Origin of the sequence: Croceitalea marina (genome assembly GCF_042684265.1) — a bacterium.
Classification (GTDB): Bacteria; Bacteroidota; Bacteroidia; order Flavobacteriales; family Flavobacteriaceae; genus Croceitalea; species Croceitalea marina.
In genome coordinates this window covers 45,111-68,248 of record NZ_JBHULB010000080.1, presented here as the reverse complement: position 1 = coordinate 68,248, position 23,138 = coordinate 45,111, and the positions used below count along the sequence as shown (strand labels likewise).

The following is a 23,138-nucleotide window of genomic DNA, read 5'->3' as shown; positions in this document are numbered from 1 at the left end:
ATGAATTATATAAAGCTACTCAACGCGGCTTTTGAAAAGTTCTATTTTGATGACCGCCTAAATCCCACCCATATTAGTCTTTATATGGCGCTGTTTCAAGAATGGAACAGTAGTCGTTTTGCAGACGAGTTTTACGTGAATCGTAGAGATTTAATGCGCTGTGCTAAAATAGGTTCAAAATCCACATACCATCGCTGTGTTACGGATTTGGACTCGTGGCTTTACCTATGCTATTTTCCATCTAACAATCCATACAAAGGAAGTAAAATCAAGATGTCCATTATTGGGACAGGTAGTGAACCAAATTTGGGACGGTACAATCCCACATTAGAACAGCTTGCGGAACAGTACCATCCCATACGTGAACCTGTTGTGGGACAGCACCATCCCATAAATAGACAAGTATTAGTATCTAATACAAACAATACCAAACAAGAAAACTATATAAAACAGCCAAAAGGCAGGCAGGCGGTTATTGATTTTTTTGAAGAAAATGGTTTTGATGTAGATGAGGGAAAAAAGTTCTTTGAGCACTATGAAACTCGGAACTGGCAAACAAGTGATGGTCAAGCAATTCGTGATTGGCGAGCTCTAGCCACAAATTGGATGGACAGAACAGAATTGTTCGATGATAAAATTGATTCAAACAAAAAACAAGCGTCCCAAATCAAGGACAACTTGCGAACCACTAAAAACAAAGATTATGGACAACCCCTCTAAAATTACCGAAGGTGGTGTGGAATATTCGCTCGGAAAATTTGATGGTAAAAGTGTGCTCTACGATTTTCCAAAAATCTTAATTTACCTGAACGCTAAAGGTAAACTGCTTTTTGGCAAAAAGTTCAGAATTTATGACGAAGATAGAGAGATACTTCTAAAGCTCTGTTCATATTTCATCAAGGATAAAGCCAATTGCACAACCTATGGAATTGACATCGATAAGGGCATCTTACTTTCCGGACCCGTTGGCTGCGGAAAAACTAGCTTAATGAAATTATTGAGATATATTGTTCCGATGCAAAGACCTTATGAAATGATTCCTTGCAGAAATGTGACCTTCAGTTTTAACCATCTTGGTTTTAAGACCATTGAAGAGTATGGAAACACAAAACTTTTCTGCTTTGATGATTTAGGCATTGAACCTGCCGGACGATTTTATGGTAAAGATTTAAATGTAATGGGCGAAGTACTCTTATCTCGATATGAACTCTTCCTTGATACTAAACAGAAAATCAAAACCCACGCAACCACCAACCTCAATGCTGAAGAATTAGAAGTACGCTATGGTAACCGCGTTCGCAGCCGAATGCGAGAACTGTTTAATTTGATTGCTTTTGATAAAGAAGCTGGGGATAAGAGAAAATAGAATGGTTCATTTGCCTAATTTCAAAATCCGAAACGCACCTTTAATTACCAAGACAAAAACTATTGTTCTAATAATCAAATCAGGCTTATTTGAATTTAACCAATTTACCAAAACTCCTGCGGTTATAACTCCCAAATTGATAATAACATCGTTCGAGGTAAAAATCATACTCGCTTTCATATGTATCTCTTCTTTACTGTTTGACTTTTGTAAAATTTAAAGACATAAGCCGTTCGCAATAAGTGCAAAAATTGAAACATTAATTATTGTAGAAAAATCGGGAATAATGATTAATGTAGGACTAATTATAGATTTATTGTTTTTACAAACTTCGAATGCCATTTCAATAATTTTTACTTATGTACCAATGCAACAACCATCATGACCTAATATTCCTTCATTATGTATCTTCCCTTCAAGACGATTAATGTAAAATACTGGGGCTTTTTTATAAAGGTCCATACAATGTGGACAATGACAAAAATATACATCCTGTCCATTAACATTAAGTTTAGTAGCAGATGTAAGAGTCTTTTCAGCTAAACAAGTAGGGCATACTATCAAATCTTTTGTTTCTTCAATATATCTTTCGGGATCCTTTACAAACAAATCGGTACATCCATCACAACAGAAATAAAGTTCATTTCCGTTATAAGAACCTTTACTGGCTTTATTTTCACTAATTCCCAATCTTACCAGAGAACACCCACATGTAGGGCAAATATTTGTTTTCATAATTAAATAGTTTATTTTTTATGTTCCAGCTGGTTTATGGACACCCCCAGCCGCAGAATTAACGCCTTCTGCCAAAGTGGGATGGATGTGAATACTTTTTGCAATATCTCGAAATTTGATGTTATTATTCATTGCTAAAACAAATTCATGAATTAGTTCACCTGCACTTTCTCCGATAATTTGAGCGCCAAGAATAGTGTCATCTTTTTCATTAGCAATAATCTTCACAAATCCTCTAGATGTGCCCATCGCTAATGCACGAGCAACACGACTAAAAGGTTGCTTGCCTATTTTAATGGCAAAATCTTTATCAACAGCTTCTTTTTCTGTTAAACCAACAGATGCAATTTCCGGGTCAGTAAATATTGCATAAGGAATTATTTTTTTAATGATTTCTGACTTTTTTGTAATTGCTTGGTATAGTTGCTCGGATTCATCTCTTGCAGCATGTGTAAACATTGGATTTCCAGTTACATCTCCAATAGCCCAAATGTTTGGTTGCGTTGTATTATAATTATTGTCAATTTTGATAAATCCTCTTTCGTCCAAGTCAATTTCTGTATTACTAATATCCAGAAATTTAGCTGTTGATATTCTGCCTGTTGCATTTAATAAATGAGAAACTTCTATAGATTTACTGATTTCTTTTTCTTTGAAATCTACTTGTATTCCTCTAACCTTTTTAGAGATTTTGCTTGTTTCTGCATTCAAGTAAACTTTAATGTTTTCAAATTTAAATCCTTTAAAAGTTCTTCACTTATTTCTTCATCTTCTCTATTGATAAGACGGCTTGACCTTTGTATTATATGAACATTTGTTCCAAAACGAGAAAACATTTGAGCAAACTCAACTGCTATATATCCACCTCCTAAAATGGCTAATGATTTTGGAAGTTCCTTAAGGTTTAATATCTCATCATTTGTAAGGTAGTTTATAGTTTCTAAACCTTGTATTTGAGGAATATTTGGAATAGCTCCTGTATTTATTATGAAATTTGAAGCTTCGTATTCCAGATCAGATACTTTTATGATGCTCTTTGACACAAACTTTGCTTCACCCTCTATTAAATCTAAATTTTCATTTTTTTTTACTTGCTTGTAGGCTCCTGACCTAATTTTTTCTATTAAGTCATTTTTACGCTTTACAATTGCAAGAAAATCTATTTTTGGCTGTTCTGAAATCACCCCAAATCGTTCAGAATTTTTTACAATTTGTGCCACTTTAGCAGAATAGAGCATTGTTTTAGTAGGAACACATCCTCTGTTTAAACAAGTCCCGCCTAATAAATCTTTTTCAATTAATGCAGTTGTAAATCCCTTGTAGGCAAGCTTATTGGCAACTGGCATTCCAGCCATTCCACCACCAATAACAATAAAATCATATTTTTTCATAATATTATTGCTCTTTTAAGCTACACTAAAGTCAATTATGTATATTCTTGTTTTCAAAACAATCTCAAATGTTTTAACTAGCGCAACAACTTAATTTAGATACATCTTTTCCAAAAGTTATTGCTGCTAATTTAATACCTTCTCCTAAAGTTAGATATGGATAGAAACTTTCGGCTAAATCTTTTACAGTAATACCAAATTTAATAGCCATACTTAATTGTTGAATTAGTTCGCCACCTTCTGGTGCTATTATTCTTGCACCAATTAATTTATCTGTTTCAGTATTGCGAATCAGTTTAATAAACCCTCTTGTGTCTTGTGCGGCTAATGCTCTTGGAACGTGAGACAACTCTAATTTTGATACTTCAAAAGGAATACCTTCTTTCTCGGCTTCATATTCATCCATGCCAGCACCTGCAATTTGAGGGTCTGTAAATACTACCCATGGTAAGGATGCATAATCTACACTTTGTTTTGATAATGAAAATGCATTATTAACGGCTGTACTGCCTTCGGTTGCTGCTGTATACACAAATGGCGGTGTATTAGTGACATCACCAGCTGCATAAATATTGGAAATATTAGTTTCCATTTTTTCATTAACCACAATATGCCCTCTTTCTGATAATTTTAGGTCTATTTTTTTTAGACCTAATTTAGACGTGTTTGGCGTGGTTCCTGTAGCAACAACAATATGTCCTTTTTCAACAATTTGTGTTGTAGAACCATCAGGACAGTTACAATGAATAATAGTATCGTTGCCCTCTTTTTCAAATTTAAAAGCTCTAAAATTTGGAAGAATTTCAATCCCTTCACTTTTCATTTGTTCAACTAAAACATCAGTAATGTCTTCGGTTTGACTTCGTAAAGGCCTATCGGTAAATTCTATGATACGTACTTTTACTCCTAAACGATTATATGCCATTGCCATTTCCAATCCGATATAACCTGCGCCCATTATGGTCAAGCTTTTGGGTTTTTCTTCCAAATCGAATAAGGACACATTAGTTAAATACCCAACTTCATTTAATCCTTCAATATTTGGAATATTCGTGGTTGCACCTGTTGCTATAACAACGTTTGTTGCAGTGTATGTGTCTTTACCATCAACAATAATGGTGTTGTTATTTACAAATTCTGCCCATCCTTTTAGCATCGTTAAGTTTTCAAAATCACTCACAACATCCATATACTTTTGCTGTTGCAGGGCTGCAACCAATGCTTTTTTGTCTTTTATTATTTGAGCAAAATCAATGTCAGCACCTTTTGGTTTTATTCCTGCAAAATTAGAATGTGTTGTATGGTAAGCCGTTTCAGCCGCACGGATTAAATTTTTGGAAGGTACACAGCCAACATTAACACAAGTGCCACCAAAATCTAATCCACCATTAACCATTAGTGTTGTGAGTCCTAAACTTTCAGCTTTTATGGCTGCTGAAAATGCAGCAGAACCACCTCCAATTACGATTAAATCGAATTGATTTTTTCCTTTGTTGGACGCTTTATCTGTCGTGCTATCCGAAATTGAATCACAACAATCCTCTTTTTCATTGCCTTTAACAACCGTATACTTACCAATGCTATTTACAGCGTTAATCAATTCCTCTTTATTCAACTTGGCAGTATCAAAAGTAAATTCTCCTTTACCAGTTTCGTGGTTCACAGAACTGATTAGAATACCATCTTTTTTATTGATATCCTTTTCGATATGTAATGAACAGCCACTACAGGTCATTCCTTCTATCTGTAATGAAACAGTTTCTGTTTTTTGAGATAACTCGTTTTTCTTTTTAAATAAATTCTTCATATTAAAAATGATTTGTTTTTATGTGGTGCTTAATAAATATAGGTTATTATTTTTAACAACATTTTAAGCCATTTTTATTCGATTCAAACAAATCTTCCAAGGTTAATATCTTGCCACTTGCATTGCTGTCAAGCCATTGTTTTGCGGTTTGTTCGCTTGCAAAAAAAGAAACGTGATTACAGAAGGAGCCTCTGATATTGCAAGAGTCCATTTTTTCAACCAAAGAGAGAAATATTGGATACGGATTAGATGATACCAAATGATCACAGTCAATATTCAACTCAATTATAGAATTGTCAATTGGGTCTTGAGATATAATTTGGGACGAAACATCCAGCCATTCGGTAAACAATATAGCGTCTAATGCACACCAAGTATAAAGTGTTTTGCCTTGCACTATAAACTTGTGGTTAGTAGGTGTGATCGACAAACCAGAAAAGGCTGTAATTTGGTTATTTTCATTTAGCTCTCCTAATAATTCCAACAGTGAATCAGCTTTCTCTTTAGTTGCATCGATAAGTGCATAAAATGTTGTTTTTGGCAGTGGATTGCCTTTAAGTAATTCCCTTTGGACATTCACGATAAAATTATTATCATCAAGTTGAATTTCAGATAACATGGTGTTTAATTGTTTGTCCAAATATTGCTTTGCTGTTTTCATTTTGTATATAATTTAGATTATGTTTATTTCATTTTCCGCACGAAGAAAATGCTGATCATTTTAACAAGTCGTACCTTGTCTGTTCTTTAAACTTAATGCCTTCAAATCGAAATAAGTAATACCAATATCACCGATGTCTTCTAAATTGAAAATGTCGTTGACCAATTCCGTATGGTTATCAAGATGAGTGCCTATAAGTGGAAATTGATTGCTAAAATTTTCCGTGAAAAGTATGTACTCATTTGAGCTAATTTTGTTTTTAAGAAGCCGATGTGCTATTATTAAATCTTTACCAAAGAGTTTACAATAGTCTTTTACCATTACAGAACCAAGTTGTCCAAAATGGAGTACAAATTTTAATGAAAGCTTATACAGTTTTTGGCAAGACCCACACATACATTTCGATAGTTTAAATTCATCTATTCTCTGATGGAATTTGTCGAACATCAATTGACATTGATTAATGATTTCCGTTGCTGAATATGGAAATTCATAACTGTAAAATAAAATAGCATCGCCTTCGATTTCAGACACTTTAAAATTTAGTATATTATTTTCTAAAATTGATTCGAGCAATAGTGCAATTTTTTCCTGACTATGCCTAATTTCAGAAGTGGCAATGTATTTGGTAAACCCACTAATATCTGGTATAAGAATAAGTGCTGGGTTACTGGTGTGACAAACTTCCATTTTGATATCTTTTTTTAAATTAAGTACTGTATTTTCAGTCCATTTAAAAGCTAACTAGCGATTATCATTTTGAGTTTTAAACCCTATTTTCTTTTTAAATTTTATAACTAATTTTTCTTGAGGTTTAAGAAACTCTTCAATAATTTTTTTACAGTCACTGATGGGCTGTCCAATAAGTTTATCAATTAATTCTTTTGGTGGATTTTGCAATTCACAATCTCCAATTTCTATGCAACAATCCAAGTGGTCCGGATTGAACAATTCTTTATTTGTGTTTTTCATATTATAAAGTATTTAATTAAATGCTTAAATACAAAAAAATAAAATTGCCCCGAGGAAGTCTCTTCGGGGAATTTTCTTTAGGTCAAACTTTATTTTTGACAACTTCTGCCTTAAACCCTTTCTCTTCTATGATAAGCTTTAAGGCTTTGATACTTGTTTTTGAATCGTCAAACTCAATAACAGCAATATCTCCAGGGTACTCAACCGAATGTTCTAAAACACCATCTACTTCTTTTAATGCATTGTAAATAGCATTGGAACAACCTGCACAGGTGATACCAGTAAGCTTTAAGGTAACCGTTTTAACATCTTTACTAGTTACTTCTTTTTGAACTTCTTTGTTGTTGCTTTGTGCATTTGCTTGAAAAGATATTAAAAACAATGCTAGAACTGGTAATACTAATAATTTCTTCATAACTATATACTTTAAGATTATTTATTGATTATTGATATTGAATTGTCTCCATAATTAGAGACATATAATTTGCTGCCAATAGGTATAACCCCAATCGGTTTATTACCTGTTTTATATGAAATTGATTTCTTTTTGAGTGAAACTGCATCATACACGTATACTTCGGACAAATCAAAACTTACAACGTATAACAAATTTTCATCTTCTGATAAGACAGCTTCTTCTGGTGTTTTTATGTTTTCTATTTCCTTTACAATCTCTCCGTTTTTGGTATCTATAATATGAATTTTGTTTCCAAAGAAATTACTTATATATAATAGCGAACGGTCTTCGTTGCTGTGTATGAGTTCTGGTTTTCCTCCTGTTGTAATAATAGATTGTTTTCCTGTTTCAATATCAATTACAGAAATGCTTCCATCTTCTGTATTGGTAACGAACAGTTTTGAATCATCCTCAGAGATACCTATTCCGTCTGGTCCTTTTCCTGTAGAGAATGTTTTTAATATATTGAGAGTAGTAGCTTCCAATTGAAATACTTTATTGTCATCTATAGCTATTACATATATTAAATTTCCTTTTTTATTTGCAGTAATTCCACCTATATGAGTTTCAAATAGTTTCTCTTTTATAATCGTATGATTGTCAGAATCAATTATAACAACTTGCTTATCATAACCGCTCGCCGCAAGTAAATTACTTTCTGCTAACTGAGCAAAACCCCAAGGATACCTTATGCCTTCTATGTTTTTTAATACTTTATCTGTTTGGGTATCAATAACTGAAATTAATGTGTCCTCTACATTTGCAACATATAAAAAGGATTTATCAGGTGTTAAAAATAGCGCATCAGGTCCTTTGCCTACATATACAACCGAAGAACTGGTATTATTATCAACAGTATTACCCTCAATAATAGTCGTATCAGCTACTCTTTGTTTTTCCTTACAAGAAGTGAGTAATATGGTCATTATTAATAGGTAAAGAAACTTTCTCATCAATACCACACTTATTTGTTTATTACTTTATACCCTGTAGAATTAATTGCTTTTTCAATTTGTTCTTTAGAGGTTTTTGTATTGTCAAATTCCACTTCGGCATTAGCATTCTCATAAGAAGCAGCTACATTAACAATACCTTCTAATTCATTAACGGCATGTTTAACATGTTCCTCACAAGACGTACAGGTCATTCCCTTAACATCGAAGTTAACTGTTTGAATATCAGATTGGCTTACAACAACTACTTCCTTTTTATTGTCTGGGTAAAAAATTGAAGAATAATAAGGAAATGCAATTGAAACTACAGCAAATAATGTTATGCCAATTAAAAAGCCTTTGGTTTGATACCATTTTGGTTTTGCATCAACTTCGCAACAGTCATCGGCTTTTTTGGGCTTTAAGTAAGTATACCAGGCATACCCAATAGCTATTACAGCCAAACCTATTAAATAAGGCCTAAAGGGTTCCATCCATGATAATGCTGATGCACTTCCTCCTACACCTGCTATTAATGCAATAACTGGTGGTATGCAACACGATGATGCCGCAATAGCAGCAAACAGACCTGTATATGCTGCATTTTTTGATGTGTTTTCTGTTTTCATTTTTTAAAAATTATGCGATTTTTTTAATTAATTCTATGGATTTAAAAATACTTTCAAATAGCATCGTTTCATCACTATTTAATGAGTAGTAAAGCGTTTGGCCGTCGCGTCGTGATGTAATAATTCCGGCATCTTTAATTTTACGAATATGTTGAGATATAGCAGGGACACTCATTTTTAGAATGTCTGCTAAATCACAAGGACACATTTCGCCTTCTTCTTCTAAAAGGTAGAGAATTTTTAAGCGTACCTCATTTCCAGCAATGGATAATAGTTTAGAAATTTTTTTAAAGTTTATGTCCATACTTGCCAATGTTGACATACAGTTTAATAACTGTTTATGGTTGGCTTCTGCTCTTGTACAGGTTATTTCAAGTTTCATATTATTTACTTTAGACGCACAAATATATAATTAATTACTTCTTTAAGCAAATACTTAAATAATAAATATCAATTTGAGATAATTTTTAGTTTAGTTACTTTTGATAAAAGTGCTGGCGATATGCAGAAATAATCTAATTTCTGAAAGATTTATATAACAAAATCACTTCTGAAATAAATTGTATTACTATAGCTTTTAAACTTTTGGTTAACTCTAAAAAAATATCTTTCATAATGCTATTGCTGTTGTATGGATAGTAAAATGGCCAATGCCATAAATTTTATATTTGCGAAATTTGACAAATAACCGCCTTCATCTTTATTAGATAAGAAACCCAGCTCCAAGAGAACCGAAGCGCAATTATATACTGTTTCTCGAAGCACCTGAAAATTTGCAAACTTTACACCTCTACTCTCATATCCTATCTCTTTGCAAAGCGTCTTTTCAATTTGATAGCCGACATAAACAGATTCTTTAGAATATTCCGCTTGCTTTTTTGAAACATAAACTTCAATACCCCTAGCATTTGGATTATCCGAATGATTACAATGCAAGGAAACAAACACTTCAGCTTTTAGAGCTTTGGCTAGCTTCGTTCTATCCGATAGCGAAATAAGTGTATCATTATACCTGGTTAAATAAATATCCAGAGGCTTTTCTAAATTATTATTTAGCTTCAAAATGGCATTTGCAATACTCATTACAACATCTTTTTCTTTGATGCCATTTATACCTATTGCACCAAAATCTTTTCCACCGTGTCCAACGTCAATTACAATTCGTTTTTGAGTACTCGTTTCTTGTCCAAAAAAGATACACATTTTTAGAAGCAAAAAGACAAAACTGACGTTTTTGAGCACTTTTTTCATTTTCAATTTTCAGGTTATCAACAACTTTCCTTCAAAAACTCATAGAATTTGATACCAAATAATAGCAATTAAATTCAATTGATTTCAAAAAATATTTTATTCACAAATATTTGATTTTCAGTTATTTATAAACAAATATATGTAAATTTCTAACAACGAAAACAACACGAAAATCTAAACAATTTTATTATGAAAAAATCACACTATTTAGCATCAGTTCTTTCGCTCTTATCCACTTCGCTTTTCGCTCAAATTGGTGGCATAGAAGATTCCGTTAATGATGTTGGCGACACCATCAGAACCATTTTTCCAATTTTATTGGGTGTCATTTTCCTAGTTGGCTTTCTTTTTAATGCAGGGCATTTCTTTGGGGAAAATGCAGACCTTAAAAAAGGGATTACCAGAGTGCTTGTGTTTGTTTTGATTGCTGGCGCAGTTGTTGGCATCTTCACATACTTAATAGGAATCGTAGTATAAATGAACCCTCATCGAGGGCTTTATTAGAATAGCTGTATGAAGAAATACGAGGTCTATAAAAACATTAGGAAAAGGGCAGTCATTTTTGGGCTGCCTGTTTCCCTGTTTGCGTTAATGATGGTTTCCATTTTGGCTTCGCTGCTCATCATAATCTTCTCTTTCAGCTTCGGGATAATAATTGGAATACTCGTTTTTAATGCTGCCTTGTACGTAGCCTTAACGAGAATAACACATAACCCACAAATTTTTCAGATGGCTAAGGCTTTTCCAAGAATAATAAGTAACAAAAGAAACTCTGGCTTCAACTATGAACAAGATTAATCTTTCAGCATATCAACCTATTGCAGATATTCAAGACAATATCATATTTGCCAATAATGGCAATGTAGTCCTGTGCTATGAAGGAACGTTACCAGAGATTTATTCCTTATCTGAAAAAGACTTTGAGGACATACACGGTGCCTGGTTTCAGGCTTTGAAATCATTGCCTATTGGTACAGTAGTCCAAAAACAGGACATCTACCTTAAAAAGACCTATACTTCAGAAGCACTTCCCAATAGAACGTTTTTAGAAAAGGCTACGCACGACCACTTTAAAGGACGTGATTATATGGAACATCGTTGCTTTTTGTTCTTTACGCTCACTAAGAACAAGGCACTAAACAATTCAAAATATGTCAACCCTTTCCGAAAAGTTTCTAAGGGGATTGTCCAACAATTAGATGACAACATTAAAAGCTTTATCGGTTCTGTTAGTGATTCGGTTTCCTTCATAAACAATAGTCGTAAAATGAAGTTTGTTTCGCTCAACGCTCACGACATAAAGCAGTTAACCAATGGCTATTTCAATGGCTTTAATGATGGATTTGATACTGATATCATATTAGATAAAAAAAGCGTCAATATTGGCGAAAACCATTTTGATGCCCTGGCTATCAATAGCGAACTGTGCTTTGGCGAAAGTGTACAGAGTAGCAAAACCAATGAGAAATTCACTTCTGACGATTTTGTGTTTCATCAAGGGTTTATTGATGGCTTAGGGCTTACGCTTAATGAAAATCATATCGTCAATCAAATCTTATATCTGGATGACAAACAAAAGTGGCGTAAACTACTTGATAAGAAAGTTGAGGAACTCAACAAAAGTTCCAACTTCGGTTCGCAGAATAAAGTAGTCCTCGGTAAAATTCAGCATATCCTTGACCAAATCAACGCTGATGATAATGCACGCATTATTCGTGGTCATTTAAACATCATCTATTGGGACAAGAACCCAGAAAATTTAAGTCGAATTGGTTCAAAAATAAAGACCGAGTTTAAGGAACTAGACATTATTCCATACTACCCCAGAGGCGAGGAACGGAAGAACTATATACTAAATAGTTACTGCTGTTTTTCATCCAATTTTTCAAACAACGATTTATATGTTACTGATTTAAAACACGCCTTATGCCTTTTCATTAATAACACCAATTACAATTCCGATGCCATCGGAATCATCTTTAATGATAGGGAACATAACGTTCCAGTTCTAAAGGATGTTTGGGACGAGCGCAAGAAGCGCATTAAGGCACGAAACTTTGCCATTTTTGCCCCAACAGGTGAGGGCAAGTCCTTTTTGGCAAATAACATTCTACGCCAGTATTTTGAAAGTGGTGTCCGCCTGGTTATTATAGACCTCGGCGGATCCTACACCAAATTTGCCAAACTCTATCCCGAAAAATATACTGTGCTTCGCTATGAAAGTGGCAAAAACTTGGGTATCAATCCCTTTTATATAAGTGATACAAATGACCTGACACCTGAACGTTTGGAAGATTTATCAGTCTTTCTGTTTGAATTGTTTGCTTCAGACTTAAAAGTTACCAAAGCACAATCGGTTTCGGTCAAAAAGATATTGCGCCATTATTACAATAACACTACAAAAAATCATTCGCTGGATGGTTTCTACAACTTTATAGAGAGGAATCAGAAAGACCTTCTGGACACCTTAAAAATCCATCCCGACTACTTCAATATTACAAGCTTCTTGCACGTAATGTCCGAATATGTCGGCGATGGTCTATATAGCTTCCTTTTTGAAGTAAGCGAAGACCAGACCTATAAAATTGAGGATAAACGACTGATTGTTTTTGAGCTCGATGAAGTAAAGGATAACAAGGAAATCCTGTCAGTAATGTTGAAACTAATTAAGTCAGCCATCCAAAGAACTATTTGGAAAAACAGAGCTGAAAAAGGCATTATCCTTTTCGATGAGTTTGCAAAGCAATTGAAGTTTGAAAACGTATTGGAAAGTGTGGAATTCTACTATCAAGCGATTCGTAAACAGAATGGTGCGATAGGCATTATTCTTCAATCCATAAATCAGCTTCCCAACAATTCAACATCGGCAAGCATACTAGAAAATACACAGGTCATTTATAGCCTAAACAATGAAAAAGGTTATGACGAACTGGTCAAAAGACTCAATCTATCCAGCCACGATTTAAACCAATTAAAATCCATCAAAAACAATCTTTCTGGACCACGGAAGTATACCGAAATGTTCATCAAAATAGGAAAGGAAAGCAACATTTTTAGGCTGGAAGTTCCCAAAGAAGTGTACGCAGCCTACCTAACCGACGGACAGGAAAACGAGGCCATAATGGCCATTTATGAAAAGACCAATGATATGGAATTGGCTATTAAAAAATTCACATCTAAAACATAATATTATGAAATCGAAGATTCACGAATACCAAAACAAATTTTTTACAATGAGTAAAACAAAAATCAAAACAATCTTGTTCGGGCTATTCTTAACGGTTGGCCTTTTACTGCCTAGCGGTGCTACCGCTCAAGGAATGCCAGTTTATGACAATACCAACTTTGTAAGCTTGGTAAAATCGCTTGTGGAATCTGCAAAACAGACCTCACAGCTTATCAAATCCGTAAAGTTCTTGAAAGATGCAAAAGAGAGTATCGAGAAAGTATCAAGTGTGGTACAACAGCTCAGAGCTGTACAGGAAATTGCCCAGAACAATCAACGCCTTATCAACGTAATGCAAAACGATTTGCAGGATATTTTAAACTCGCCTTACATCAAACCAGAGGAAGTTACAAGGGTTGCGGAATCATTTGATGCCATAGTCCAAAACTCTTTGGACACGGTTGATTTTATGAGTGAAATTTTATCCAGCGATAATCTAAAAATGTCCGATGCCGAACGTGCTGAAGTCTTAAAGCAAAAAGAACAGGAATCAAAGGAAATGGTTTCCAATATAAAGACAAAAACTAAGCGCTATCGTGACATCATTTCCTTCAGAAAAATGCAGGATAAAGTAAATAACCGAGAAACAGAATATTAAAAATGACCGCAACCATACTTTTAGGAATTGGACTGGAATACGTTGATGCGGTGTTTCAAACCATACAGAATAGCAGTTTTTCGCAATATACTATTGCAGGAATGAAAACGCTCGCTGTTTTGTTCTTTCTAGTCAATATCCTAAAAAAATACAATGAGGGCATTGCGGATAAAGACGGTTATACTTGGGGATTGAGCCCAGGGGAATTGACCAAGAACTTTGCAGTCGTTCTTCTGGTCATATTTTCAACACTGGTCCTGGGCTTTTTCGATAGCATCTTAGTTTCTATTGAAGCGCAATATCGTGGTACAGCACCAGCTTTATTGCCTTTACAGATGCAGGATATTCCTATTGAAGAGGATGTAAGTATCATCGAGGTTGCACAAGCGGCAATGACACTGTTATACGAAGCTTTGGTAACACCTCTTTACGGTTTCAAAATATTCGCATTTATCATTAGCCTGTTTCTTTGGATTTTAGACTTGTTTATCTATCCGCTATTTCTTGCTGAACGCTATTTCCTTTTGGGTATAATGCAAGCCTTCTTCCCGCTCGTAATAAGTCTGGCGGTTTTTGAAAAATTCCGTTCGCTTGCTTATACATTTTTCAAATTGTACGCTGCTGTCTATATGTTGGTGCCGGCTTTCTTTTTGGTCAATGTATTTGTAAATGCACTCTATACTGAAATCAATACGAACTTCTGGACAAACCTTTTTGGGACAGATGTTGGCCAGGGCTTTTTTGCGCCTGTGGTTCAGCTTGGTTCAGTTGGTTTCATTGTTTTTCTAAAATTCAAATTATACAAACGTGCCACATCATTTACCCTCAGATTATTTACCAGTTAATTCCAATAACAATGAAAACACCTTATAAAAATATCTATGCAGTCTTAAAATTGAACAGATTTATCGTGTTGGCAGTTGTAATTTTTGCAATGCTATCCAGCACCTTTTCACTATTTATGGTATATAAAATGAATAAAGAAACTCTTAATAGTGCCTTTGCCATTAATACTGATGGAAGTATTATTCCCCTGAAGCTCGTAACCCAAAAAGAAAACTTCAAGGTAGAAGCGTTAGCCCATTTAGACCTGTTCCATAACTACTTCTATAATATCGACGCCAGTAATTATGAGCGTAATTTAGAAAAGGCACTTTGGTTGGGGAATAGTTCCGTGGACAATCTATATCGTCAGAAAAAAGCGGATGGTGTCTATAACCGTTTGCTACAATATTCGCTAGTTCAGAAAGTACTGAGTATTGATTCACAAATCGAAGAACAAAACGGAACATACGTTTTTAGAACTGTTACCATTTTTGAAATCAATAGAGGTTCAATAATCGATACCTACGAACTTGTTTCTAGTGGAAACTTAATTCCGGTAGACCGAAACTTTCCAAGCAATCCCCACGGATTGTTGATTACAAACTATTTCGAGAACACCTTAAAAAAAATAAACGATGAAAGTTGAAAAAAATAAAATTGTATTTGCAGCTGTATTGGTTGTGATTTTCATATTCCTGATATCCTATTCTATGATGGTAATGGGCGATGACGAAAGTGATAATGAAAATCTTGAACAGACCTTGATACCCGATTTAGATGAGAACCAAAAAGAGTATGATTCAAAATTGGATGCCATAAATGATTTAAAGGAAGTACGAGAAAATAATGCACCCAGCATCTATGACGAAAAACTGATTGATTCCTTGGGCTTTTATGACCCTGACCTTCCGGAACGGGAAAAAGAACGCATTGTAGATAGTATTTATGATGCTGGTAAGATTCAGTACTCTGAAAAGAAATATCAAAACCTTGGACAAAAGAAAGTTGCTCAAAACAATATCCAGCAAATAGATTCTGCCGAAATAAGACGAGAACAAAAAATTGAGGCTAAAGAATTGGGGCTGGAACATCAACTGTTCTTTGCCGCTTCGCCTAAACCCAATGAAACTTCGATTATAGGCAATACAGATGCAACTATTTATGTGGTTGTAGATGGTGACCAGGTTGTCAAAGCAAATACTCGATTACGAATGCGCCTTACTAAATCAGCGACTATTAACGGTAAGTTGATGCCTAAGAATACACTTGTTTTTGGGTTTATCAGTTTTCAGCCCAATCGTGCTTTAATCGAGATTGAAAACATAAAGCACCATCCGACGAAACTTAAAGCTTTCGATTTACTGGATGGTAGCGAAGGTATCTATGTGCAAAACAATTTTCGTGCAGAGGCTACCACGGAAGTACTGGATGATGTTATAGGTGATATCAACATTCCAACTGTTCCACAAGTGGGTGGCATTACACAGGTATTTAGACGTCGTAATAGAAGCGTGAAGGTAACTGTGCTTAACAACTACAGATTAATTCTAAAACCAAAATTATGAAAACCCTATTTTTATTATTGATATCATTGATTTCCGCTTTTGCAAAAGCGCAAACAGACATAGTACTAGACACAATTTATGCGAACGACACTAAAAATGTTGCGCTATTTTTCCCAGAACCCATACGACAGGGTATAACTGGTTCAGATAATTTCGTCTTTACCTACAATCGTGAAAAAGAACAGTATTTCGGATTACTTCAGGCAAAGCCTGGTAAAGAAAGTAATCTGCTGGTAATCAACAGAAATGGCACAATTTTTTCGTATATTGTAAGATATAAAAAGCAGCTGTCAAAGCTCAATTATTTCATTCCATTATCAAATAGTATAGGGAATGAAAAACCAATTGTAACCGATTCGATTCAGGTTGTAACTTCTGAAAAAAATATAGATAACAGAACCTACTATTATCAAAAATTCTGCTCCTATCTTCTTAACAGAAACCAGCGTATTGGTCGGATTAAGAAGCGAACACAAGGCATTGTCTTGAATGTTAAAAATGTTGTTTTTGATAAAGAAGAACTCTACTTCGTTATCCAGATTGAGAATAATTCTACGATGGATTACGATTTGAATTTTTTGAACCTCTCCATCGAGACTCGACAAAAAGGGAAAAAGAAATCTTTACAGAGTTTGTATCAAGAACCTATTTACAAGCACTATCTGCCTTCAAAAATTGCAGAAGGTAAAATGGTACGGTTTGTTTATGTAATGCCCAAATTTTCGTTATCGAATGACCGTAGGGCAATTTTGGAATTGAATGAGAATGATGGCGAACGCAATATAAAACTGAATATATCACATAGATATATCAATAACCCAAATTAATAATATTATGAAAAGATTACTCATTTGCTCAATCGTACTTCTATTTATTTCCTGCGCAGGAAATAATAATATGTCACACACCGAAACAGCACAAATTGTTGCTGAAAGTTTTTTCACAAAAGATGAGTCAGCTCTAAAAAAGTATACAACATCAGATGGATATGCCAGTTTAATTACGGTTCAAAATATGATTCCAGAGTCAGACAAAGAAATCAAAGTAGAGATTTTGAATGAGGCTATTGAAGGTGAGATTGCTTGGGTAAAATACAAAACGTCTTTTGATGGAAAGTCAGGTATCTTTAAGCTCGTTAAGGAAAATGACGAATGGAAAGTGACTAGCAAAGGTCCGAGGGAAAAAGGGCCTTTTTAATAAACTTTTAGGCACTATTCAAAGTGGTAAAATCAAACATAAAATGTCTTATTACCATATCATCAGGGTGCTCTGATTCGTAATATTTATCGTGTAAGTGATAAAGTTTGGGTTTCAAAAATTCAGGCTGCCTGTCGTCTTTTTTTAAAAGCTTATTAACTCCGTCCACAGTATTGTCCAAATCTCCTTCAAGCACATACCCAAGTAGGCATCCGTTCTCATATTTCTTGGAAACAAAACTGTTAATTCCAGTATCAATATAACGTCGTTTTAAGCCAGAATCTTTTTCTTTAAGATTTTTGGCTTCCATATGGTATTCATACTCTAAGGAAGAATTTATGGTTACCAATCTAAGGTCTATTCTAGGTAGTTTTGCTGCAAAACCCTTTTCCCTTTCTATATCATCTTTTGGTAAATGCTGCTCAACATTCGTAACGATGCTCCACTTTAATCTTATTGGATTTTCCTTGATGTGTTCGTGCAATTCCGAAGTAATGTCATTTTCATCCCAGTTGAGTTTGATGACTTTGGTTTCCATAGCTGAAACATAAGATTCTGTTATCAGCTGAAAGCATTTTTCTTCAAAGCCTCTTTTGAAGCTGGCAACTATTACTTTGTTTAATCCCATTTACTATACTTCATTAAGGATTTCCAGTATTAATTCTGAAGCATCTTCAATCGCCATCGATTGAGTCCAGAATCGTCTCTGATTGGGACGAACAATAAAAATCTCGTTGCCTGTTTTATAATTTAATTTTTTTCTGAAATAGATGTTAGTTGCTTTCTTTTGCCACAATTCTTTATCCAAGTCCCGCAATATGTCGTGTATATCAACACTAGATATTGAAACTTCCTTTTCAGAATCTCCAAACGCAACCTTAGTTATCATTAAGGGTGAGAAATGTCTTATGTTTTCATAAACGGTACAATTAGCGTAGAGATTCTGATTTTGTAAAAAGTCATTTAAATGCTGCGAAACCTTTATGGCATAATCTTGAATTTCATCTTTGTTAGTTGGACCAAGAACATATTGATACCTCTTAATTAATAATGGAATTGTAAATTCTACAAAATTGTCTACAATTAAGCCTTCATCGATTGAAAAGTTAAAACATTTAGATATATAACTATCAATCTCCTGTTCAAACTTTTTCGTATTTGTGTTAAAAATTTTAGATTCTTCAATTATCATCCTATCGTAAATATCAGCAAGATGATATAAGTTCTTTTTAGACAAAGAAAATGGTAGTCGATAGACTTCATTAGGTTTGATTTCTTCTCTTTCTATTCCAATAGATGCTGAACATAAGAAAAGATAATAATAAGCAAGTTTGGAATTTATAAAACACGTTAACCCTTTAAGTACTTTTGAATCAGTATGACTCAGACCTAGAACTTTACTATTAAACGAACAGGCTTCATCTTCATAAGAAGCACAAATTTTCCAGTTGGAAAGACCTTCTTTAATTAGAATATGTGGTGCAAAATAAGTCTTTTTCGCTCCCACACGTCTAAATACATTAATTGTAGGTAAGTCATCTACCTGCACACCGTAATGCTTAGCATATATTTCTTTTGACCGCTGAGTAAGCCCAGAATTTAAATCTGAAAATGAATGTGAAACGTAACGTCTAATATTCTTAGGGGCAATGTATCTATTTGGAATTTCATTATCTACTTTAGGATTTTTAGTGGAATTATTCAAAAACTGTAATCCAGAGCCCCTATCAATTTTTTCATCCGAAATAAACTGTTCGAGACCGTCTGAAGCATTTAGTTTTTGTATCAAATTTATATCTGCAATTCCACCCCACATTGCAATTTTCCAAATTTTTGAAGTTGGTTTTTTGCATTCTTCCCGTGGAAGATATTTCAAATCTGTGCCATCAATGCTAACACCTTCTATAACATTGGATTTAATGTAAGTCTTTGGCGCATAATAGATAATTGTGTCAGATTTTTTCTTAGGTTGACTTTTTCTATAAAATGCAATACTGATTGGTCCAGTTGCTGAACCAAACAATTGACCACCAAAATCTTTAGGTGCATTTCGTAATATCGAGAAATTATATATTTTCTCTACATAGCACTCATTGAAAAGCCACTTCCTGAAATTTTGATATGTTATTTTGGTATTGGTAAGGATTTTGGTATTGAAAATCAAGGCAATTTCTCCATTATCAGAGAACTTTGTCGCCTTATGAAGAAATGGAAGAACCATCTCCTTTGCGAACCCATATTTATCGCTATAATCTCGAATAGATTGGGATAGGTTCTTAGTGCCAAAAGGTGGATTCCCTACCACTAAATCAAAATCAATTTGTTCTATTTCTGGATTCTCCTTTATAGTATCTGTACGAAACAAATTATTGCCCTGTTCAAATAGAGTATCATCCGAAGGGTCATTTATCAGATATGGTAAGCGATAGTCTTTATTTTGCCAAATAGTCTTTGGATTCAGGTTATCAACCAAAGCCAAATAAAGACTAAAAGCGGCTACCTTGATTGACTGAGGGTGTATCTCTATACCAAATATATTATCCGTCAACAGCTTCTTCAGCTCATTAAAGTCTGTCAGCTTTTCTGAATTGGCATTTTCGTGACGTTTGACTAGACGTTTAAAACTTTCAACCAAAAAAATCCCCGAACCACAAGTAGGGTCTAATACCTTAACATTAAATTCTTTTTCCGTCCTAGAGATTGGTAATTTCTCATTCAATATGAGTTCAACTAGGGAAGGTGGTGTGTAATAAGTACCCGTATCTTGCTTTAAAGTAGGGTTTATTTCAGCGAGGAAATTCTCGTAGATTTCACTCAACAATTCTATTTGAATAATGCTAAAATCGAACAGGCGTAAATCTTCAAAAAGATTCTGCTGTAAGGAATTATCATTACCGTTGATAAAACACTTTCGAATAATTTTTAAATGTTCCCTAGAGATTGACTCATTGCTATCTACAGTAAAAACATTACCGTTAAAATATTCTTCTAGTTTTTTAAAAAGAGAATATGTTTTATCTGCATTGTCCAAAATGTCGAAATAAGACTTTGCACCTTTCTTTATTTCAGAATAAAATTTTTCATCAGTTGCACCTCTATCTTCTAAATACAGAAGAAATAGAGAACGCATTATTATTTTATGGATAAGGTTTATTTCTAATCCTTCTGCCTGTAGTTGCCTAGCAGTATAAGTAAGGCTCTCTACAAGGTACTTATCAACCCTTCGTTGAAGACTTATTTTCTTTCTAATCTCAAAAGCTTCTTCCAATGTCCATATGATACCTGTATCAATGGCAATGGTGGAAAAGAGGTTTTGAAGTTGTTTGAGCTTGGTTTTATCCGAGAACTTGTAAGACTCTATTTCGAGTGTTTTAAGCTCCTTCTTATAGTCAAAATCATCTGATTTGATTATAAGAGGTTTCTCGGCACAATTGTAAATACGGATTTCAGTTTCCGAATAAACATATAGAAAAATTACCTTTTTGAAGTTCCAGATTTTTTTTTGAGCCTTTGCAACTTGATGAAGAGCCCGGTCATCAAATTTTTTAACTTTTTTTAAAAAAACCGCAGGATAACTATTATGATTTTCGTCGGTACTGAAATAAATTTCATCAATACCGAAGTCTTTTACTTGATTAATTACAACTAACTGACTTTCAGAGATTTGATTAGATTCCGAAGTAACAGAGACGGCCTTATCCAAGCCTAAATTTTCTATTATATCAAAATCAATCATATCGAAAGTTGTCCAAAATACCTGATAGTTAGTTACATACTAAATTAATTCCAAAGGTACAAATGATTTTGCGATTTTGATAATCGAAGTTTTACTATTATTTGGACATATTCCAAAAATTTGGACAAATCATTCATTTGCTTCACTAACTAATTCATTAATAATATTATAATTCGGGCCTTAATTAACTTAAGTACAGAAGTGTTACTCAAATATCGACTTCGCTTCCTCATAAACTCTCTCAAAATTAGCCTCTAAATCAGCCTGAGAAAACGGTTTTGATACCATCGGTAATTCTCGTTGAATGTTAGCCAATTTAAACTGAACTTTCTTATCCTTTCCATCAGCATAGGTAATAAACTCGCCTTGTTTTAATCTAAAGAAAACATCTGCTCTAATTTTTGGAATTTCTTTTTCTCCAGTTGTAATACGTGTATCAAAATCGAGATTGTGTCCACGACTAATACTTTTGGTAGGGTCTTTAATTATTTCAAAAAAGCGTTCGTAATATTTAGCCGTGTCAGGGTCGTTTACCTTTCCAAAAAATTGATAGGAAAGATTACTTAATATAGCTTTGCTTGCTTTGTCGCCATACATCATATCGTTTTGAATTTTATCCTGCATCACATAAATAGTAGCGATATCATAACTACGCAAAGTTGCAGGGATTCTGTGCATATTCAATAATCGGATTGTTGGTGCTTCTTCCATCAACAAAAAAGAAGGTTTGGAATTCCGAACGCTCATTTGTTTGGTAATGGTGTGAATAATGGTAGCAATTACAGGCGAATAAGACGTTTCATATTTTGGATTGTTTACTACTGAAATTATTGCAGGGTTTTCTTCGCTATTGATATTCAATGGAACATCATCTACGGATAATGCCATAAAAATGCGCTGTGTGCTAATTCGTTTAAGTGCATTGGCCAGGGTGCTTTTGACGCCAGCTGTCTGCCTATCCGAATCCTTACCACTAATAAATGCATCTGCCATTGCTCTCGACGTGGTGTTGGTTTCCAAAAACTGAATAAGGCTATCTGTGTCCAATAATTGATAAATAGCTATCAAATGTGGAAGAGTACAGTATTTAGGATAGTCGGTTTTTAGTTTCCAAATCAAACCACCAATTAAACCTTCAGCTGCATCGTTAAAGAATTTTGTTGTACCAGTCGTTCCTGATTCCCTTTGCTCCAAAAGGTTTTCAATCAACACCCTAGAAACTTCGTTTACGCTTTCCTCGTTCTCTAAATAGTGGGGTGCGATAGGATTTACCCTATGGATGATTTTATCGAAGGAAATGACCTTAAACGGAATATCACTATCCTTGAATAGTGGATAAGCCATTTCGGTCAGCTCAAAATCTTTATAGTCGTGAATAATTCCGCAAAAACTCTCTTTCCGGAAATGTTTTAGAAATCCATAAACGACACTTTCGGTTTTTCCGCTTCCGGCGGATCCGATGACGGATGCGCCACGTTTAATATTATCTAATTTGAAGTTTCCTTTATTCGTAGAAAAACTGACCTGATATTTAGTGTTTCCATTTTGTGCGTTTTCAGTTTTATGCAGAAAAACGTACAGTCCTGTATTAATTAGCATAAGAGGACACACCAAATAAAGTAATATCGATACTAATTCATTTCCTTCAGAAGTATAGAAAACGAGAAATGAAAGCATAGTGATATTTAATAAAAATGCATATTTGCTTACTCGAAACATCGCATAGAAAACAGTACTGGTCAAACCAATGATTGAAAGTATCGTTATAAGATTGTCTATTTGCATACCCA

Annotated in this window: 25 protein-coding genes and 2 pseudogenes; 11 read left to right on the top strand and 16 right to left on the bottom strand. The window is 34.2% G+C overall.

Annotated features, from left to right (window positions below):
- Both ACFSQJ_RS16725 and ACFSQJ_RS16720 read left to right on the top strand, forming a co-directional pair.
- Positions 1 to 720: a hypothetical protein gene (locus ACFSQJ_RS16725; RefSeq protein WP_099543786.1), complete on the top strand. Its 720-nt coding sequence runs from the start codon at positions 1 to 3 to the stop codon at positions 718 to 720.
- The gene (locus ACFSQJ_RS16720; protein WP_099543788.1) at positions 704 to 1,366 is read left to right on the top strand and encodes an ATPase; all 663 of its coding nucleotides are present in this window, start codon (positions 704 to 706) and stop codon (positions 1,364 to 1,366) included. Before ACFSQJ_RS16725 ends, ACFSQJ_RS16720 begins: the two co-directional genes overlap by 17 nt.
- A gap of 6 nt (positions 1,367 to 1,372) precedes the next feature.
- On the opposite strand, the pseudogene ACFSQJ_RS16715 reads toward ACFSQJ_RS16720, so the two are convergent.
- The 13 genes and pseudogenes from ACFSQJ_RS16715 to ACFSQJ_RS16655 form a co-directional block, all read right to left on the bottom strand.
- Positions 1,373 to 1,651: pseudogene (locus ACFSQJ_RS16715) on the bottom strand (cation transporter); the annotation flags it as partial.
- A gap of 72 nt (positions 1,652 to 1,723) precedes the next feature.
- On the bottom strand, positions 1,724 to 2,101 hold the full coding sequence (locus ACFSQJ_RS16710; RefSeq protein WP_099543790.1) for a YHS domain-containing protein: 378 nt from the start codon (positions 2,099 to 2,101) through the stop codon (positions 1,724 to 1,726).
- 18 nt (positions 2,102 to 2,119) lie between these two features.
- Positions 2,120 to 2,560, bottom strand: a complete 441-nt coding sequence (locus ACFSQJ_RS16705) for a hypothetical protein (RefSeq protein ID WP_240531703.1) — start codon at positions 2,558 to 2,560, stop codon at positions 2,120 to 2,122.
- A gap of 33 nt (positions 2,561 to 2,593) precedes the next feature.
- Positions 2,594 to 3,492 (bottom strand): annotated as a pseudogene (locus ACFSQJ_RS16700) (dihydrolipoyl dehydrogenase family protein); the annotation flags it as partial.
- Between the two features lie 73 nt (positions 3,493 to 3,565).
- Positions 3,566 to 5,299 (bottom strand): mercury(II) reductase, encoded by a 1,734-nt coding sequence (gene merA / locus ACFSQJ_RS16695; RefSeq protein ID WP_099543797.1) that lies wholly within the window; start codon positions 5,297 to 5,299, stop codon positions 3,566 to 3,568.
- A 52-nt stretch (positions 5,300 to 5,351) separates the two neighbouring features.
- Entirely contained in the window at positions 5,352 to 5,960 is a 609-nt protein-coding gene (gene merB / locus ACFSQJ_RS16690) for an organomercurial lyase (protein ID WP_377768076.1), read from the bottom strand.
- Positions 5,961 to 6,020: 60 nt separating this feature from the next.
- Positions 6,021 to 6,650, bottom strand: a complete 630-nt coding sequence (locus ACFSQJ_RS16685; RefSeq protein ID WP_099543801.1) for a DUF2652 domain-containing protein — start codon at positions 6,648 to 6,650, stop codon at positions 6,021 to 6,023.
- A gap of 54 nt (positions 6,651 to 6,704) precedes the next feature.
- On the bottom strand, positions 6,705 to 6,932 hold the full coding sequence (locus tag ACFSQJ_RS16680; protein ID WP_099543803.1) for a hypothetical protein: 228 nt from the start codon (positions 6,930 to 6,932) through the stop codon (positions 6,705 to 6,707).
- A gap of 82 nt (positions 6,933 to 7,014) precedes the next feature.
- Complete coding sequence (locus ACFSQJ_RS16675; RefSeq protein WP_099543805.1) at positions 7,015 to 7,347, bottom strand: heavy-metal-associated domain-containing protein; 333 nt, start codon at positions 7,345 to 7,347, stop codon at positions 7,015 to 7,017.
- A gap of 17 nt (positions 7,348 to 7,364) precedes the next feature.
- Positions 7,365 to 8,315, bottom strand: a complete 951-nt coding sequence (locus ACFSQJ_RS16670; RefSeq protein ID WP_165776544.1) for a YncE family protein — start codon at positions 8,313 to 8,315, stop codon at positions 7,365 to 7,367.
- A gap of 38 nt (positions 8,316 to 8,353) precedes the next feature.
- On the bottom strand, positions 8,354 to 8,950 hold the full coding sequence (gene merTP, locus ACFSQJ_RS16665) for a mercuric transport protein MerTP (protein ID WP_339842046.1): 597 nt from the start codon (positions 8,948 to 8,950) through the stop codon (positions 8,354 to 8,356).
- A 10-nt stretch (positions 8,951 to 8,960) separates the two neighbouring features.
- A complete protein-coding gene (locus ACFSQJ_RS16660) occupies positions 8,961 to 9,332 on the bottom strand; it encodes an ArsR/SmtB family transcription factor (RefSeq protein ID WP_099543812.1) in 372 nt (123 codons plus the stop codon).
- 236 nt (positions 9,333 to 9,568) lie between these two features.
- Positions 9,569 to 10,201, bottom strand: coding sequence for an N-acetylmuramoyl-L-alanine amidase family protein (locus ACFSQJ_RS16655; RefSeq protein WP_089369762.1), 633 nt, complete (start codon positions 10,199 to 10,201; stop codon positions 9,569 to 9,571).
- A gap of 189 nt (positions 10,202 to 10,390) precedes the next feature.
- Here ACFSQJ_RS16655 and ACFSQJ_RS16650 point away from each other — a divergent pair, with 189 nt between their 5' ends.
- From ACFSQJ_RS16650 to ACFSQJ_RS16610, 9 genes are read left to right on the top strand one after another with little or no spacing between them, the layout of a single operon-like run.
- Positions 10,391 to 10,678, top strand: a complete 288-nt coding sequence (locus ACFSQJ_RS16650) for a hypothetical protein (RefSeq protein ID WP_089369763.1) — start codon at positions 10,391 to 10,393, stop codon at positions 10,676 to 10,678.
- A gap of 36 nt (positions 10,679 to 10,714) precedes the next feature.
- A complete protein-coding gene (locus ACFSQJ_RS16645; protein WP_099543814.1) occupies positions 10,715 to 10,999 on the top strand; it encodes a hypothetical protein in 285 nt (94 codons plus the stop codon).
- Entirely contained in the window at positions 10,986 to 13,388 is a 2,403-nt protein-coding gene (locus ACFSQJ_RS16640; protein WP_099543816.1) for a TraG family conjugative transposon ATPase, read from the top strand. Before ACFSQJ_RS16645 ends, ACFSQJ_RS16640 begins: the two co-directional genes overlap by 14 nt.
- Before the next feature lie 46 nt (positions 13,389 to 13,434).
- Entirely contained in the window at positions 13,435 to 14,025 is a 591-nt protein-coding gene (locus tag ACFSQJ_RS16635) for a conjugal transfer protein (RefSeq protein WP_099543978.1), read from the top strand.
- Positions 14,026 to 14,027: 2 nt separating this feature from the next.
- A complete protein-coding gene (locus ACFSQJ_RS16630; protein WP_099543818.1) occupies positions 14,028 to 14,870 on the top strand; it encodes a hypothetical protein in 843 nt (280 codons plus the stop codon).
- An 11-nt stretch (positions 14,871 to 14,881) separates the two neighbouring features.
- Positions 14,882 to 15,496 carry a conjugal transfer protein TraK gene (locus tag ACFSQJ_RS16625; protein WP_377768075.1) on the top strand — a complete coding sequence of 205 codons (615 nt, stop codon included), beginning with the start codon at positions 14,882 to 14,884 and terminating at the stop codon, positions 15,494 to 15,496.
- Entirely contained in the window at positions 15,486 to 16,415 is a 930-nt protein-coding gene (gene traM / locus ACFSQJ_RS16620; RefSeq protein WP_099543821.1) for a conjugative transposon protein TraM, read from the top strand. The genes ACFSQJ_RS16625 and traM overlap by 11 nt, the downstream gene beginning before the upstream one ends.
- Positions 16,412 to 17,242: a DUF4138 domain-containing protein gene (locus tag ACFSQJ_RS16615; protein ID WP_099543822.1), complete on the top strand. Its 831-nt coding sequence runs from the start codon at positions 16,412 to 16,414 to the stop codon at positions 17,240 to 17,242. The genes traM and ACFSQJ_RS16615 overlap by 4 nt, the downstream gene beginning before the upstream one ends.
- A 7-nt stretch (positions 17,243 to 17,249) precedes the next feature.
- A complete protein-coding gene (locus ACFSQJ_RS16610) occupies positions 17,250 to 17,612 on the top strand; it encodes a hypothetical protein (protein WP_099543824.1) in 363 nt (120 codons plus the stop codon).
- Between the two features lie 7 nt (positions 17,613 to 17,619).
- Here the strand turns inward: ACFSQJ_RS16610 and ACFSQJ_RS16605 are convergent, their stop codons facing one another.
- The 3 genes from ACFSQJ_RS16605 to ACFSQJ_RS16595 all read right to left on the bottom strand — a co-directional run bounded on the left by ACFSQJ_RS16605 (position 17,620) and on the right by ACFSQJ_RS16595 (position 23,133).
- Positions 17,620 to 18,240 (bottom strand): hypothetical protein, encoded by a 621-nt coding sequence (locus tag ACFSQJ_RS16605; protein ID WP_099543826.1) that lies wholly within the window; start codon positions 18,238 to 18,240, stop codon positions 17,620 to 17,622.
- 3 nt (positions 18,241 to 18,243) lie between these two features.
- Positions 18,244 to 21,348 carry an HsdM family class I SAM-dependent methyltransferase gene (locus ACFSQJ_RS16600; protein ID WP_099543828.1) on the bottom strand — a complete coding sequence of 1,035 codons (3,105 nt, stop codon included), beginning with the start codon at positions 21,346 to 21,348 and terminating at the stop codon, positions 18,244 to 18,246.
- Between the two features lie 204 nt (positions 21,349 to 21,552).
- Complete coding sequence (locus tag ACFSQJ_RS16595) at positions 21,553 to 23,133, bottom strand: type IV secretory system conjugative DNA transfer family protein (RefSeq protein ID WP_099543830.1); 1,581 nt, start codon at positions 23,131 to 23,133, stop codon at positions 21,553 to 21,555.
- Positions 23,134 to 23,138: the final 5 nt, after the last annotated feature.